Source organism: Pseudomonas sp. D5(2026) (assembly GCF_057766845.1).
Genome location: NZ_CM173421.1, coordinates 4,011,920 through 4,026,519 on the forward strand (window position 1 = coordinate 4,011,920; position 14,600 = coordinate 4,026,519).

The window sequence follows — 14,600 nt, forward strand, 5'->3', positions numbered from 1 at the left end:
ATATTTGCGCAAATAGCCCTAAAAGCTGTGCCAGAGTGTCGCGGTGACCGGTCGGTATCACTATACTGACTCCCCGTTTGTGCACCGCTTCAGTGCATTCGGCTGGAGCGTGTACGCCCTATCACACTCCAATCAGAGCCAAGGTAACAATGAGCCTGTTTTCCGCTGTCGAGCTGGCACCCCGCGACCCTATTCTGGGCCTCAACGAAGCATTCAACGCCGACCCACGTACCGACAAGGTCAACCTGGGCGTAGGCGTGTATTGCAATGAGGAAGGCCGCATTCCGCTGCTGCGCGCCGTGATCGAAGCCGAAACCCAGCGTGCCGCCCAGCACGCTTCGCGCGGCTACCTGCCGATCGACGGCATCGCCACCTACGACCAGGCTGTGCAGAAGCTGCTGTTCGGCGCCGAGTCGCCACTGCTGGCCGCTGGCCGCGTGGTCACCGTGCAGGCCGTCGGTGGTACCGGCGCGCTGAAGATCGGCGCCGACTTTCTCAAGCGCATCTCGCCAGACGCCGTGGTTGCCATCAGCGACCCGAGCTGGGAAAACCACCGTGCGCTGTTCGAATCGGCCGGCTTCCCGGTGCAGAACTACCGCTACTACGATGCGCCGACCAACGACGTCAACCGCGCTGGCATGCTCGAAGACCTCAACGCCCTGCCGTCCGGCTCGATCGTGGTGCTGCACGCCTGCTGCCACAACCCGACGGGCGTCGACCTGAACCTGGACGACTGGAAGAACGTTCTGGAAGTAGTCAAGGCCAAGGGCCACGTGCCGTTCCTCGACATGGCCTACCAGGGCTTTGGTGACGGTATCGCCGAAGACGCCTTCGCCGTGCGCCTGTTCGCCGAGTCGGGCCTGGAGTTCTTTGTTTCCAGCTCGTTCTCCAAATCGTTCTCGCTGTACGGCGAGCGCGTCGGCGCACTGTCGATCGTGACCGCCTCCAAGGACGAGAGCACCCGCGTGCTGTCGCAGGTCAAGCGCGTGATCCGCACCACCTACTCCAACCCGCCAACCCACGGCGCAACCATTGTTGCCACCGTGCTGAACAGCGCAGAACTGCGCCAGATGTGGGAAACCGAACTGGCCGAAATGCGCGAGCGTATCCACGGCATGCGCAAGCAGATGGTATCGCTGCTGGCCGAATACGGTGCCAACCGCGACTTCAGCTTCGTTGGCCGCCAGGTCGGCATGTTCTCCTACTCGGGCCTGACCGTTGAACAGGTTGCCCGCCTGAAGAACGACTTCGGCATCTATGCCCTGGACACCGGCCGTATCGCGGTGGCCGCGCTGAACCAGAGCAACATCCACGTGGTGACCAAAGCTATCGTGGAAGTGCTGTAACTCATTGTTTTGCCTGGGGGTGGGTTGACTTCTCCCGGGCAATCAGTAAGATACGCGCAGATTCCGCGATAGCTCAGTCGGTAGAGCAAATGACTGTTAATCATTGGGTCCCTGGTTCGAGTCCAGGTCGCGGAGCCAAACATTGAAAAGCCCCCGTGTTGCGTAAGCAACCGGGGGCTTTTTCGTTGTTCACCGGAAGTATGTCGCCGCCTGGTAGATCGAGCGCCGCCCGCGCGGCGCATCGCGAGCTGTGCTCGCTCCTACGTTTGTTTCTGGCCAATCATTCCTGTGCCATTTGCGCGCGGACGCCTTGGCGCATGGCGCAATATCACGTCGTACAAACAAGGCGGTCGCGCGCGCCTGTAACAGACGTTACTGGCCCGAAACAAACGTAGGAGCGAGCGCAGCTCGCGATGCGCCGCGCGGGCGGCGCTCGATCTGCCGGGCAGCACAAAACCCAAGACATGCACCATCCAGCCCCAGAGCCCTCAACCACTACGCCCAATCGGGTAAAACTGACCCTGGCTCCAGACGCCCAACCATTCCTCCCCCTCGATCACACGCGGCACCGCCAGCTCCACCAGTTGGTAAAATACATTGCGATGTATCAGCGCCTCCAGGTTGCTGCGCATCAGCACATACGGTGATGGCTCCTGCGTCACCGGGTCGATCACCACCCGCAGAGGGTTATCCGGACCGGCCTCGACCTGGTCCTCGACATTGCTGGTAAAGCGCAGCACCTGTTGTTCGCCTTCCCCCTGCACTTCCAGCAGCACGGCCACGAACGGCGCATCGTCGACACGAATGCCGACCTTCTCTACCGGGGTGATCAGGAAATAGTCATCGCCATCGCGGCGAATGATGGTCGAGAACAGCCGCACCATCGGCTTTCGCCCGATAGGCGTACCCAGGTAATACCAGGTGCCGTCGCGGGCGATGCGCATGTCGATGTCACCACAGAAATCCGGGTTCCACAGGTGCACCGGCGGCAGCCCCTTGGCCTTGGGGATCTGCGCCAGAAGGTCATTGGCCTTGCCGGAGTCACTCATCACGCTTGCCTCATTCACTCATGCCCAAGAGGCTACGAGCGTACTCGCGCATCGGCGCGCCAAGCAAATCCTCCGGGGTGTTGTCGTGGAACGTCAACAAACCGCCACGGCTCTTGATGCGTGCGGTGTCGATCAGGTAGCGGGTATTGGTTTCGATCAGCATCATCTGCACCACGCCAGTGTCCCAGCCCAGACGGTCGACGGCCTGCTCGTCATACCACTCGTCACCATTGCCGATGCGATCGTCGGTACGAGCGAAGCGGGTGTACAGCAGGTAGTCGGCGCCTACCGAGCGCGCCTGGGCAATGGCCTCTTCCAGGCCCAGCGGCCCCTGGGCGCGACGCACCATCGGGAAGTATTCAACGAAACTCTTGTAGGCCTGCTGAGCCACTGCATTCTGCCGAGGCGCCGGCCCCTTGCCCGGCGGCACGAACGCACCTTGGCCGATGAAGATGAATGAATCAGGCTGCAGGCGGATCGACAAGGTGCGACGGGTTTCGCTGTGGTCCAGCAAACCGGCATCGCTCATGTGATAGCGGACGCCCTCGCCCATATCACTGACATTCATGCAGCCGCCCAGCGCCATCAGCGCTAGCAGCAAGACCAGGCTACGCATCTTTCCTCCAGTGGCCGGCGACGAAAAACCGGCGAATAGCCGGCGGATGCAGCTTTTGCGCCAGCTTCAGCCACCGATCACTTTCATGACCGTCACGCCGCCGGAAAAGGCCAGGTCCTGCTTGTCTGCCAATGCCTTGACCAACAACCGCTGCAAGGCCGGCAACGCCTGATGACGCGGCTTTTCCAGCAGGTCGCCGACGAAGTGCCGGTTACCAGACGACAGGCAGCCATGCAGCCAGCCCGTGGAAGACAGGCGCAGCCGCGAGCAAGTACGGCAAAACGGCACGCTTTCGTTGGCTATGACGCCGAAGTGGCCCCTGCCAGGGATGTGGTAACGCATGGCAGTGGCGTCCAGCGGCGCATCCACCTGGGCGTAGGTATGTTGGCCGCCGATCAGCGCAAGCAGTTGGTCGAGGCCGACAAACTGTTGGAGGAAGGCGTTGCGATCATGGGCAAGATGGCCCATGCGCATCAGTTCGATAAAGCGCAGCTCGAAGCCGCGCGCGAGGCAGTAATCCAGCAGCGGCAGTACCTGATCGAGGTTTTTCCCTCGCATCGGCACCATGTTGACCTTGATTCGCATGCCCAGGGCGCTCGCCCGCTCCATTCCGTCCAGCACAGCGCCCAGGTCGCCGCCACGAGCAATCTGGCGGAAAGCCAGCGGGTCGAGGGTATCGAGGGAAACGTTCAGCCGACGAATCCCGGCCGCCTGCAGTTGCGGCAACTTGCGCGCCAGCAACTGGCCATTGGTGGTCAGCGAGATGTCGTCAAGGTCGAGTTTGGCCACGGTAGCCAGAAAGGCATCCAGACGCGGGCTAACCAATGGCTCACCGCCAGTTATGCGCAGGCGCTCGATGCCGGCAGCTTCGATCATATAGGCCACGCCACGGGCCAGGGCATCCGCCGACAGCTCGTCCTGCGCCGCCACCAGCCGCTTGCCGTCAGGTACGCAGTAGGTACAGGCGTAGTTGCAGGCAGCCGTCAGGCTGACGCGCAGGTTGCGAAAGCGCCTGCCTTGACGATCGACGATCATGAGTGACTCCGGCATGGATGAAGGGGCTGGCAAAACCTGACTCATAAATCAGGTTTTTGCAACCCCCAATGAACAATGCCGAATGTTCAAGCGATAGCCGAACGCTGCAGGCTGCGCTGCCGCGCAGAGCACCCACGATGCAGTACTTGTGGCAGCGGGCGTACCCGCGAAGAATCAAACGCGGTGGCTGGCACCGGCTGCGCCGGTGTTCGCGGGCGTGCCCGCTGCCACAGGGCCCACGCAGTTTTGTGCAATGCTCAGTTCGAGGGTTCCGGGTCGCGCTTGCGCTTGTTGCCCATCCGCACACCAATATCCATCAGGAACTGGAAGAAACCTTCCTGGTCCTCCAGCACATTGCTCCAGAACGGCGAGTGGTACAGCGCCACAGCGCCGTGCACCAGCGCCCAGGCAGCGCAGTAGTGGAAATACGGCGGCACGTCTTCGAGCTTGCCTTCGCTGATTCGGCCCTTGATCAGCAGGGTCAGGCGGTCGAAGTTGGAGGCACGGATGCTGTGCAACTGCTCGACCATTTCCGGCACCTGATTGCCCTTGACCACCTTTTCCTCAAGGCGGTCGAACAGCCGGTAGCGTTGCGGGTCGCGCATGCGGAACTCGAAGTAGGCGCGCGACAGCGCTTCCTTGTCACGGTCGACGTCGGCCGAGTGCAACAGCTCGTTCAGGTCACGCTCGTAGTCGAGCATCAGGCGAAGGTAGATCTCCGCCTTGGACTTGAAGTGCTTGTAGATCGTGCCTTTGCCGATGCCCACGGCGTCGGCGATCATCTCGACAGTGACGCTGTCTTCACCTTGCTCGAGAAACAGCTTGAGCGCGGTATCGAGGATTTCCTGTTCGCGACGGCGAAACTCACGGACCTTACGAGGTTCTTTCTGCATGGGAAGGACTGGATGACAATCGAAGCGGTTTATTATGCCTAACTTGCGGGAAATTGCACGGATCATCCACACATGTCTGTGTTTCACGATACATACAGCCATGCGCTGCGGGAGGAATGAAACGTTGACGTATTCCAAATCTGTTTAAAAAACGTCCAATATGCACTGGCACTGCGCCAAACCTGACCAATACTTGAAGTGTTGGCGCGGCGCATCCCCCCCAGTGGCGCGCCGATAAAGGTGCTCAGGGACCGCGTACCTTTGTTTTACTCCTAATGGTCTTAACCCGGATTCCTCCCCCAGAACCCGGGTTTTTTTTGTGTTTTTGTGGGGAGGATGGTGTGACGGCTGTCAGGTGCGTGCCGCAAGAGTTTCAGCGCCCGTGAGATCGAGCGCCGCGCGGGCGGCGCTCGATCTCATAGGCGCTGCAAGGGCTGTGGCAGGCACCTTGTAACCCTCACGCAATCTCTAACCCCGGTGAATCAATCCACACGCGCCAACGGGAACAGACGCTTGAAGTTGGCGGTAGTCTGCTCGGCCAACTGCTCATAACTGGCCCCACGCAGGGAAGCCACATACTCCGCCACCTCCCGCACATACTGCGGCAAGTTCGGCTTGCCCCGGTGCGGAATCGGTGCCAGATAGGGTGAATCGGTCTCCACCAGCAAGCGATCGACAGGCACCTGCCGCGCCACCTCACGCAACGCCTCGGCATTGCGGAAGGTCACGATTCCAGACAGCGAAATGTAATAACCCAGGTCCAGCGCCGCCTTGGCCATGTCCCAGTCTTCGGTAAAGCAGTGCAGCACACCAGCCTGCGGCAGGTTGGCCTCACGCAGCAGCGCCAGGGTATCGGCGCGCGCCGCCCGGGTATGCACGATCACCGGCTTGCCGGTCTGCCTCGAGGCCTCCAGGTGCAGGCGGAACGAAGCCTGCTGCAACTCGGCAGCCTCCGGCTCGTAGTGGTAATCCAGCCCGGTTTCACCAATCGCCACCACATGCGGGTGGGCCAATTCGCGCAATAACCATTCCAACGCCGGGGTTTCACCAGGGGCCAGGTCCAGCGGGTGCACGCCCACCGAGCAGTCGACGTCAGCGTACTGCTCGCTCAGCGCCTTCACTGCCCCCGCATTCTCGGCACTGACGCCAATGCACAGGAAATGCCCGACCCCACGCTCACGCGCCGCCTGCAGGGCAGCATCCAGGGAGCCCTGGTGGGCACTGAGGTCAAGACGGTCGAGGTGGCAATGGGAGTCTACGAGCATGGGATAACGGCACACATGAAAAATGGGAGATCAGCGGGCACCCGGCAGTTGCAGCCAGTGAGCCAGCAGCGATTCAAGCAGCAAGGCACGGTTGAGGTTGGCCTTGCCCAGCACCTTCTGGCGCTGCTCGAGGATCCATGCCTGCACCTCCAGCACCTTGGCCTGTCGGCTCTTCTGGGCCAGGTACTGCACGACCTTGCGCATATCGGCCAAGCCTAACCCTTCCTCGTCCTGGGTCAACTGGTAGCGCAGGATCAGGTGCGACCAATCGCAAAACCAGTCGAACAGCAGTAACAACGGCACACTGCTCCAGGCATCGGCCAGCTGACTGGGCGATTGCTGCTGCTTGAGCAACTTCTTCACCCCGTCGGTAACCAGCGCACGTTGCTCGCGCACACCCTGCGCCTGCAAGCTGACCGCCATCAATGGCGAACCCGCGGCCAGCGTCAGCAGTTCATCGCGCTCGACCTCGTCGCAGTCGGGTAACGCGCCGGCCAGCCATGCCTGGCTCTGGGCCAGGCTGGGCTGCGGACAGGCGACCTGCTGGCAGCGGCTCTTGATCGTCGGCAACAGACGGCTGGGCTGGTGCGTAACCAGCAACAACACGGTATCACCGGAAGGTTCTTCAAGGCTTTTAAGCAGGGCGTTGGAGGCATTGACATTCATCGCCTCCACCGGCTCGATCAACACCACCTTGCGCCCGCCCAGCTGCGCGGTCTGCACCACAAAAGCCACCAGCTCACGCACCTGGTCGACCTTGATCGGCTTGTCAGCCTCTTCCGGTTCGAGGACGAAGTTGTCCGGGTGGCTGCCGGCCTTGAGCAACAGGCACGACTTACACGCCCCACAAGCGTCCAGACCCTGCGGCTGCTGGCACAACAGGCGCGCCATCAGGCGCTCGGCCAGGGCCCGCTTGCCAATACCCTGCGGCCCATGCAGCAAATAGGCGTGGGCGTGCCGGCTACGCCCGGCCAGTTGCTGCCACAGCGCCTGCTGCCAGGGGTAGGCCTCAGCCACGGCAACGCCCCAAAATGCCTGGCAGCAGTGCGTCGATGTCACGCTGCACAGCCTCCAGGGATTGTGCCGCATCAAGCAAGCTGTAGCGCTGTGGCGCGCCCTGAGCGCGCTGCAGGTACGCCTGGCGCACCGCTTCGAAGAAGGCCTGCCCTTCCTGCTCGAATCGGTCCAGGCGGCCACGGGCAGCGGCTCGGGCAAGGCCCACTTCTACCGGCAGGTCGAAGACCAGGGTCAGGTCCGGGCGCAGGTCGCCCTGGACGAATTGCTCCAGGGTAGCGATACGCTCGACCGACAAGCCACGACCGCCGCCCTGATAGGCATAGGTAGCGTCCGTGAAACGGTCACACAGCACCACAGCCCCACGGGCCAGCGCCGGGCGGATCACCTGCGCCAGGTGCTGGGCGCGAGCGGCGAACACCAGCAGCAGCTCGGTGTCGGCCGCCATGGCTTCGTCGCTCGGGGCCAGTAACAGTTCACGCACCCTTTCCGCCAGCGGCGTGCCGCCTGGCTCACGGGTCAGCACCACGTCCAGGCCGTGCTCGCGCAGGCGCGCGGCCAGATAGTCGCGGTTGGTGCTCTTGCCCGCACCTTCGGGGCCTTCCAAAGTAATAAACAAGCCGCTCACAGGCAGTCCTTAATGTTGTTCGTCAGGCGTCGGCCGCTCGGCCGCTTGCGCACCGCCGGCAGGGGCATCCTGCGCGGGCGCTTCATCGGGGGCTGGCTGCGCAGCAGGCTCGTCCGCAGCCGGGGGTTCAGGGCGCTGCGCGTCATCGGCGCCCGACGCCTGTTCAGCATCATCGTCAGCTGGCTTTGCCTCTCGCTGCGGCGCGGGGCTGGAGCGGTAGTCCGACCGGCGCTTGAGCTGGAACTCGCGCACCGCCGAGTTGTGGCCGTCGAGGTCGTCGGAAAACACATGGCTGCCATCGCCACGAGCGACGAAGTAAAGGCTGGTGCCATTGGACGGGTTGAGCGCCGCATGAATCGCTTCGCGGCCGACCATCGCGATCGGTGTCGGCGGCAGGCCGGTCATGGTGTAGGTGTTGTAGGGCGTAGGCTCGCGCAGGTCAGCGCGGGTGATCTTGCCGTTGTAGCGTTCACCCATGCCATAGATAACCGTCGGGTCGGTCTGCAGCATCATACCTAGGCGCATGCGCCGCACGAACACACCGGCGATCTGCCCGCGCTCCTGCGGAATGCCGGTTTCCTTTTCTACCAGGGAGGCCATGATCAGCGCCTGGTAGGGGTCACGATACGGCAGGTCGGTGGAACGCTCAGCCCACTCCTTGGCCAGCACTTCGTCCAGGCGCATGTAGGCCTGCTGCAGCAACTCGACATCGGTCATACCCCGCACGAAGCGGTAAGTGTCGGGGAAGAAGCGGCCTTCGGGGAATACGCCGGTATGGCCGAGCTTGTCCATGACCTCGGCATCCGACAAGCCATCGAGTGTATGCTTGATCTTTTCATGCTTGGCCACGGCCGCGCGCACCTGGCGGAAGGTCCAGCCTTCGACCAGGGTGAGGTTGTACTGCACCACGTCGGCACGGCGCCAGGCGTCGAACAACTGCTCGACGGTCATGCCTGGGGTAAGACGATACTCGCCGGTGTGCAGGGGGGTGCCGGCCATGTTGAAGCGCCAGTACAAACGCAACCAGACGGCGTCGTCGAGCAACCCTTCTCGTTGCATGCTGTAGAACATGCGGTTTGGGTTAGTGCCATTGGGCACATCCAGCAGGCGTTCCTGCGTGACGTGCAAGGGCTGCTCCAGGACCGAGTTGACCTTCCAGGCCGACCAGCCAAACGCCAGGCCGGCAAGGATCAAGCCCATTTCCAGCAACAGCAGGAATTTACGTCTCACGAATTCAGGTTTCCAGTAACGTACGGGCAACGGCCTGCAGTTTACGAGTGAGCGGGCCCGGCGACCAGTTTAGCGCGGCTACGCCACGCACAGGCCAAATGCCGTAAACGCTATTGCAAACAAATACTTCATCAGCTTGCTCCATCGCGTCGAACGACAGGTCGCAGACTTGTACCGCAATACCCAGCAGTGGGGCCTGTTCCAGCAGTGCGGCACGCATCACGCCCGCCACCCCACAACGGCTAAGGTCGGCGGTAAGCAGCACACCATCACGCACCAGAAACAGATTGCTGTATACCCCTTCGATCACCCTGCCCTGCGCGTCACGCATCAGGCCTTCGGCATGGTCGTTGTCCTGCCATTCGGCACGGGCCAGCACCTGCTCCAGGCGGTTGAGGTGTTTGAGGCCGGCCAGCAGTGGTTGTTCCCCAAGCCGGGTCTGGCAAGGGAACAACCGCACGCCATGCTCGGCATGCTCGGCAGGATAGCGGGGTAATGGGCTGCCTTGCAGGATACGCCGCGGCGCAGCATCGACCGCCGGTGCATAGCCTCGCTGACTGTCGCCACGAGTAAGGATGAGTTTGGCGACACCCTCGCCCAACTGGCTGGCGTAGCGCAGCAACTCGTCGCGCACCAGCGCCAGGTCGGCGTTGATTGCCAGGCGCTGGCAGCCCAGCGCCAGGCGTGCGAGGTGGCCGTCCAGCAAGCTGGGCCGGGCGCCTCGCACAGCGATGGTTTCGAACAGGCCATCGCCGTAGGCCAGGCCGCGGTTCTGCAGGTTGAGTGCAGTCGCAGGCTGGCCGTCGATCCAGCTGTGCATCAGCCGGCAAACCGGCGGAATACCAGCGAGCCGTTGGTGCCGCCAAAGCCGAACGAGTTGGACAGCACCACGTCGATCGGCATGCTGCGCGCCTGATGGGGAACGAAGTCCAGGTCACAACCCTCGTCCGGCTCGTCCAGGTTGATGGTCGGCGGAGCCATCTGGCTATTGATTGCCAGCACGCTGAAGATCGCCTCCACCGCGCCCGCGGCGCCCAGCAAGTGACCCGTCATCGACTTGGTCGAGCTGACCGCCAGCTTGTAGGCATGCTCGCCGAACACGCGCTTGATCGCCGCCACTTCCGCCACATCGCCCGCCGGGGTAGAAGTGCCGTGGGCGTTGATGTAGCTGACTTCTTCCGGCTGGATACCGGCATCGCGCAAGGCGTTGGTCATGCAGCGGGCAGCGCCTTCGCCAGAGTCAGGCGGCGAAGTCATGTGGTAGGCGTCACCGCTCATGCCAAAGCCAACCAGCTCGGCATAGATAGTCGCACCGCGGGCCTGGGCGTGCTCCAGCTCCTCGAGCACCAGGGCACCAGCACCGTCGGACAACACAAAGCCGTCACGGCCCTTGTCCCACGGGCGGCTGGCCCGGCTTGGCTCGTCATTGCGAGTAGACAGCGCGCGCGAAGCACCAAAACCGCCCATGCCCAGACCACAAGCGGCCATCTCGGCGCCACCGGCGATCATCACGTCAGCTTCACCGTAGGCGATATTGCGTGCGGCCATGCCAATGCAATGGGTGCCGGTGGTGCAAGCAGTGGCGATAGCGTAGTTCGGCCCCTGCAGGCCCAGGTGGATCGACAGGAAACCGGAGATCATGTTGATGATCGAACCCGGCACGAAGAACGGCGAAATGCGGCGCGGCCCCGAATCGTGCAGGGTGCGGCTGGTTTCCTCGATGTTGGTCAGGCCACCGATACCCGAGCCCATGGCCACGCCAATACGCTCGCGGTTGGCGTCGGTAACCTCCAGGCCGGCACTACGCACCGCCTGGAAACCGGCCGCCAGGCCGTACTGGATGAACAGATCGAGTTTGCGGGCCTCTTTGGCCGACAGGTACTGCTCAACCTCGAAGCCTTTCACCGAGCCGCCAAAACGGGTGGAGTAGGCAGACAGGTCCGTGTGTTCGATCGGACCAATGCCACTGCGGCCAGCCAGAATGCCCTGCCAGGTGCTCGGTACATCGGTACCCAGTGGCGACAGCATACCCATACCGGTGACCACGACGCGTCTACGCGACACAGTACTCTCCTTTTCTAATAACAGAGTCTCTTGCCATTGCATTCAAGCACTGGAATGCAATGGCAACAGACTCTTGGTGCGCGGTGAACGAAGCAGCCTGAAAACGCGAGGCGCTCGCAAAGAAAAAACCGCACGCCGGCGAAGGCAGTGCGGTTTTCCCCGACAAGTAGCGTCGACTGTAGCGTCTTAGGCCTGGTGGGCCAGGACGTAGTCGATAGCAGCTTGAACGGTAGTGATCTTCTCGGCTTCTTCGTCAGGGATTTCGGTCTCGAATTCCTCTTCCAGAGCCATCACCAGTTCAACGGTGTCAAGCGAATCGGCACCCAGGTCATCGACGAAGGACTTGGAGTTAGTCACTTCTTCTTCCTTGACGCCCAGTTGCTCGGCGACGATTTTCTTGACGCGTTCTTCGATGGTGCTCATACCTAGTTTTCACTCCTAATGGATATATGTCAGGCAGCTGGCCGGTGGCTAATTTTATAGAAAGACGTTCGCTTTTCAAGCGAAACGCACCTTCAGGCTAGTCACCCCACCCGCTGCCTGGAATCTGGTTGCAGCTTTATAACGGATTTTAGGCTCGCAGTATGACTCTTTTTTTACGAAACCCGTCACATTGAGTTGCAGTATTACATGTACATCCCGCCGTTGACCGGCACGGTAGCGCCAGTCACGTAGGCTGCGCCGTCGGACGCCAGGAACGAAACCACCTTGGCAATTTCGTCAGCCTGGCCCAAGCGGCCCAGCGGAATCTGGGTCTGCAGGGCTTCGCGCTGAGCTTCCGGCAGCTCGCGAGTCATGTCGGTATCGATGAAGCCTGGGGTCACCGAGTTGACGGTGATACCACGCGAACCCACTTCACGCGCGAGGGCGCGGCTGAAACCTTCCAGACCGGCCTTGGCAGCCGCGTAGTTGGCCTGACCTGCGTTACCCATGGCACCGACGACCGAGCCGATGCTGATAATACGACCCCAACGTGCCTTGGTCATGCCACGCAGCACGCCCTTGGACAGACGGTAGAGGCTGTTCAGGTTGGTGTCGATGACATCGAACCACTCGTCGTCTTTCATGCGCAGCATGAGGTTGTCGCGGGTGATACCGGCGTTGTTGACCAGGATGGCCGGCGCGCCGAACTGCTCGCCAATGGCGGCCAGTACGGCTTCAACCGATTCGGCGCTGGTCACGTTCAGCTCCATGCCGGTGCCGGTGATGCCGTGCTCTTTCAGGGTGGCAGCGATACGCTCGGCGCCGGACGCCGAAGTGGCGGTACCGATCACGGTCGCGCCCTGGCGGCCCAGCTCTAGGGCGATGGCCTGGCCAATGCCACGGCTGGCGCCGGTAACCAGTGCAACTTTACCTTGCAGGCTCATGCAAGCTTCTCCAAATCAGGCCAGTGCCGCACGGGTGGCAGCAACGGCGTCAGGGGTGTTGAGGTTGTAGGTGGTCACGCCGTCGGCGCAACGCTTGTTAAGGCCAGCCAGTACCTTGCCCGGGCCACACTCGACCAGGTTGACCGCACCGTTGGCGGCCAGGGTCTGCACACACTCGACCCAGCGTACCGGCTGGTACAGCTGTGCCAGCAGGTCGTGCTTGAGGGCATCGAGGTCGGCGGCGACGGCGGCAGTGACGTTCTGCACCACCGGAATCTGCGGGGCCTTCCAGTCAATGGCATTGACCGAATCGGCAAAGTGCTCGGCGGCCGGCTTCATCAGGGCACAGTGCGACGGGACGCTGACCGCCAGCGGCAGGGCGCGCTTGGCACCTTTGGCCTTGCACAGTTCCATGGCGCGATCTACCGCAGCCTTGTTACCGGCGATGACCACCTGACCAGGCGAGTTGAAGTTCACGGCACTGACCACTTCATCCTCAGCGGCTTCGGCGCAGATTTCCACGACCACAGCATCGTCCAGGCCGAGAATGGCAGCCATGGCGCCGTGACCGGCCGGTACGGCTTCCTGCATCAGCTGACCGCGGCGCTCGACCAGGCGAACGGCATCTTTCAGGCTGATGCTGCCGGCGGCGACCAGAGCGCTGTATTCGCCCAGGCTGTGACCGGAAACGAAGGCAGGCTTGGCACCGCCCTCTTCCAGCCACAGGCGCCACAACGCGATGGACGCGGTGAGGATCGCCGGCTGGGTCTTGTCGGTCTGGTTAAGTTGCTCTTCCGGGCCGTCCTGGACCAGCTTCCACAGGTCGTAGCCGAGCGCTTCGGACGCTTCCTTGAAGGTTTCGATGATCACTGGCTTCTCGGCGCCGAGCTCGGCGAGCATGCCCAGCGATTGGGAACCTTGACCGGGAAAGACGAATGCGAGGGATGCAGACATTGAACAAGCCCTTATGATCTTGTCGTCGGATAGTGTGCGCCAGGCCCGAGGCCAGGCGCGGAATCTGAAAACTTGGATGGAAACACAGACCAAGCGGTCACATTTAAGCACTTCATCGGCGAAATGCCTAAGGCAACAGGTCTTCAAGGCGGCCATGCAGCCGCTGCGGCAGGTTTTCCTGAATTTCGATCAGCGCCCGCTGGATGGCACTCTGAAACCCCTGCACGCCCGCCGAGCCATGACTCTTGATGACGATACCCTGCAGCCCCAGGAAGCTCGCCCCATTGTGCCGCGCCGGCGCCAGGTCGGCCTGCAGACGCTTGAGCAGCGGCATGGCAACGGCCCCGGCAACGCGGGCAAAAGCACCGCCCTTGAACAGTTTTTCGATGCGCGCACCGATCATCGTCGCCAGGCCCTCGCTGGACTTGAGCAGTATGTTGCCGACAAAACCGTCGCACACCACCACGTCTGCCTCACCCCGGTACAGGCCATCCCCTTCGACGAAACCGACATAGTTGAGGCCGCGGGCATTCTGCAACAGCGTGGCAGCCAGCTTGACCTGCTGGTTACCCTTGATGTCCTCGGTACCGATATTCAACAGCGCGACCCTTGGCCGGTGCACACCCAGAGCCTGGGCAGCCACAGAGCCCATTACAGCGAACTGGTAGAGGTTTTCGGCACTGCAGTCGACATTGGCGCCCAGATCGAGCAGTTGGCAGTAACCCGTCTGGGTCGGGATCGCCGCCACCATGGCCGGCCGGTCGATACCCGGCAGAGTCTTGAGCACAAAGCGCGACAACGCCATCAGCGCCCCGGTATTGCCGGCACTGACGCAGGCCTGGGCTTTTCCGTCGCGTACCAGTTCGAGGGCGATGCGCATCGACGAATCCGGCTTGCCGCGCAACGCCTGGGATGGCCGCTCGTCCATGCCGACCACCTCACTGGCGGCGACAATCTGCAGGCGCGCACGATCCGCAGCTGGCAGGCCACTGACGAGATCTTCAAGGAGGGAGGGTTGACCGACGAGGGTCAGGTGCAGCGAGGGGGTAGCCGAAAGGCAGGCAATGCTAGCCTGGACAATGCTGCGGGGACCGAAGTCCCCGCCCATTGCGTCGATCGCGATGACCTGAGCGGACAAG

Annotated in this window: 15 protein-coding genes and 1 tRNA gene; 2 read left to right on the plus strand and 14 right to left on the minus strand. The window is 62.3% G+C overall.

The features are described from left to right. The first annotated feature begins 149 nt into the window (after positions 1-149). Together AC3B5Q_RS18530 and AC3B5Q_RS18535 are read left to right on the plus strand one after the other, a co-directional pair. On the plus strand, positions 150-1,346 hold the full coding sequence (locus AC3B5Q_RS18530) for an amino acid aminotransferase (RefSeq protein ID WP_021784994.1): 1,197 nt from the start codon (positions 150-152) through the stop codon (positions 1,344-1,346). A gap of 62 nt (positions 1,347-1,408) precedes the next feature. Then, positions 1,409-1,484 (plus strand) — tRNA-Asn (locus tag AC3B5Q_RS18535). Between the two features lie 350 nt (positions 1,485-1,834). On the opposite strand, the gene AC3B5Q_RS18540 is transcribed toward AC3B5Q_RS18535, so the two are convergent. From AC3B5Q_RS18540 to plsX, 14 genes are all read right to left on the minus strand, one after another. Beyond that, the gene (locus AC3B5Q_RS18540; protein ID WP_103443900.1) at positions 1,835-2,395 is read right to left on the minus strand and encodes a DUF1285 domain-containing protein; all 561 of its coding nucleotides are present in this window, start codon (positions 2,393-2,395) and stop codon (positions 1,835-1,837) included. A 10-nt stretch (positions 2,396-2,405) separates the two neighbouring features. Beyond that, complete coding sequence (locus AC3B5Q_RS18545; RefSeq protein ID WP_103443899.1) at positions 2,406-3,011, minus strand: DUF4823 domain-containing protein; 606 nt, start codon at positions 3,009-3,011, stop codon at positions 2,406-2,408. Positions 3,012-3,077: 66 nt separating this feature from the next. Beyond that, entirely contained in the window at positions 3,078-4,046 is a 969-nt protein-coding gene (locus AC3B5Q_RS18550) for a GTP 3',8-cyclase MoaA (protein ID WP_392504266.1), read from the minus strand. A gap of 257 nt (positions 4,047-4,303) precedes the next feature. Next, positions 4,304-4,939, minus strand: coding sequence for a TetR/AcrR family transcriptional regulator (locus AC3B5Q_RS18555; protein ID WP_021784990.1), 636 nt, complete (start codon positions 4,937-4,939; stop codon positions 4,304-4,306). A gap of 482 nt (positions 4,940-5,421) precedes the next feature. Further along, positions 5,422-6,204 carry a TatD family hydrolase gene (locus tag AC3B5Q_RS18560; protein WP_021784989.1) on the minus strand — a complete coding sequence of 261 codons (783 nt, stop codon included), beginning with the start codon at positions 6,202-6,204 and terminating at the stop codon, positions 5,422-5,424. Between the two features lie 30 nt (positions 6,205-6,234). Beyond that, positions 6,235-7,221 carry a DNA polymerase III subunit delta' gene (locus AC3B5Q_RS18565; protein WP_021784988.1) on the minus strand — a complete coding sequence of 329 codons (987 nt, stop codon included), beginning with the start codon at positions 7,219-7,221 and terminating at the stop codon, positions 6,235-6,237. Continuing rightward, positions 7,214-7,846, minus strand: a complete 633-nt coding sequence (gene tmk, locus AC3B5Q_RS18570; RefSeq protein ID WP_021784987.1) for a dTMP kinase — start codon at positions 7,844-7,846, stop codon at positions 7,214-7,216. Before tmk ends, AC3B5Q_RS18565 begins: the two co-directional genes overlap by 8 nt. Before the next feature lie 9 nt (positions 7,847-7,855). Then, positions 7,856-9,076 carry an endolytic transglycosylase MltG gene (gene mltG / locus AC3B5Q_RS18575; protein WP_021784986.1) on the minus strand — a complete coding sequence of 407 codons (1,221 nt, stop codon included), beginning with the start codon at positions 9,074-9,076 and terminating at the stop codon, positions 7,856-7,858. A gap of 4 nt (positions 9,077-9,080) precedes the next feature. After that, positions 9,081-9,896 carry an aminodeoxychorismate lyase gene (gene pabC / locus AC3B5Q_RS18580; protein WP_021784985.1) on the minus strand — a complete coding sequence of 272 codons (816 nt, stop codon included), beginning with the start codon at positions 9,894-9,896 and terminating at the stop codon, positions 9,081-9,083. Further along, positions 9,896-11,140 (minus strand): beta-ketoacyl-ACP synthase II, encoded by a 1,245-nt coding sequence (gene fabF / locus AC3B5Q_RS18585; RefSeq protein ID WP_101195964.1) that lies wholly within the window; start codon positions 11,138-11,140, stop codon positions 9,896-9,898. Before fabF ends, pabC begins: the two co-directional genes overlap by 1 nt. Positions 11,141-11,326: 186 nt before the next feature. Next, on the minus strand, positions 11,327-11,563 hold the full coding sequence (gene acpP / locus AC3B5Q_RS18590) for an acyl carrier protein (protein WP_021784983.1): 237 nt from the start codon (positions 11,561-11,563) through the stop codon (positions 11,327-11,329). A 203-nt stretch (positions 11,564-11,766) separates the two neighbouring features. After that, entirely contained in the window at positions 11,767-12,507 is a 741-nt protein-coding gene (gene fabG, locus AC3B5Q_RS18595; RefSeq protein ID WP_003247160.1) for a 3-oxoacyl-ACP reductase FabG, read from the minus strand. A 15-nt stretch (positions 12,508-12,522) separates the two neighbouring features. Beyond that, positions 12,523-13,461 carry an ACP S-malonyltransferase gene (gene fabD / locus AC3B5Q_RS18600; RefSeq protein ID WP_101195963.1) on the minus strand — a complete coding sequence of 313 codons (939 nt, stop codon included), beginning with the start codon at positions 13,459-13,461 and terminating at the stop codon, positions 12,523-12,525. Between the two features lie 127 nt (positions 13,462-13,588). Beyond that, positions 13,589-14,599 carry a phosphate acyltransferase PlsX gene (gene plsX, locus AC3B5Q_RS18605; RefSeq protein ID WP_021784981.1) on the minus strand — a complete coding sequence of 337 codons (1,011 nt, stop codon included), beginning with the start codon at positions 14,597-14,599 and terminating at the stop codon, positions 13,589-13,591. Between the last annotated feature and the right edge of the window lies 1 nt (position 14,600).

What these genes read in the sequence shown, in the direction of transcription:
- AC3B5Q_RS18530 (WP_021784994.1), top strand. Translation starts at nt 150, where the DNA reads ATGAGCCTGTTTTCCGCTGTCGAGCTGGCACCCCGCGACCCTATTCTG.
- AC3B5Q_RS18540 (WP_103443900.1), bottom strand. Translation starts at nt 2,395, where the DNA reads ATGAGTGACTCCGGCAAGGCCAATGACCTTCTGGCGCAGATCCCCAAG.
- AC3B5Q_RS18545 (WP_103443899.1), bottom strand. Translation starts at nt 3,011, where the DNA reads ATGCGTAGCCTGGTCTTGCTGCTAGCGCTGATGGCGCTGGGCGGCTGC.
- AC3B5Q_RS18550 (WP_392504266.1), bottom strand. Translation starts at nt 4,046, where the DNA reads ATGATCGTCGATCGTCAAGGCAGGCGCTTTCGCAACCTGCGCGTCAGC.
- AC3B5Q_RS18555 (WP_021784990.1), bottom strand. Translation starts at nt 4,939, where the DNA reads ATGCAGAAAGAACCTCGTAAGGTCCGTGAGTTTCGCCGTCGCGAACAG.
- AC3B5Q_RS18560 (WP_021784989.1), bottom strand. Translation starts at nt 6,204, where the DNA reads ATGCTCGTAGACTCCCATTGCCACCTCGACCGTCTTGACCTCAGTGCC.
- pabC (WP_021784985.1), bottom strand. Translation starts at nt 9,896, where the DNA reads ATGCACAGCTGGATCGACGGCCAGCCTGCGACTGCACTCAACCTGCAG.
- acpP (WP_021784983.1), bottom strand. Translation starts at nt 11,563, where the DNA reads ATGAGCACCATCGAAGAACGCGTCAAGAAAATCGTCGCCGAGCAACTG.
- fabG (WP_003247160.1), bottom strand. Translation starts at nt 12,507, where the DNA reads ATGAGCCTGCAAGGTAAAGTTGCACTGGTTACCGGCGCCAGCCGTGGC.
- fabD (WP_101195963.1), bottom strand. Translation starts at nt 13,461, where the DNA reads ATGTCTGCATCCCTCGCATTCGTCTTTCCCGGTCAAGGTTCCCAATCG.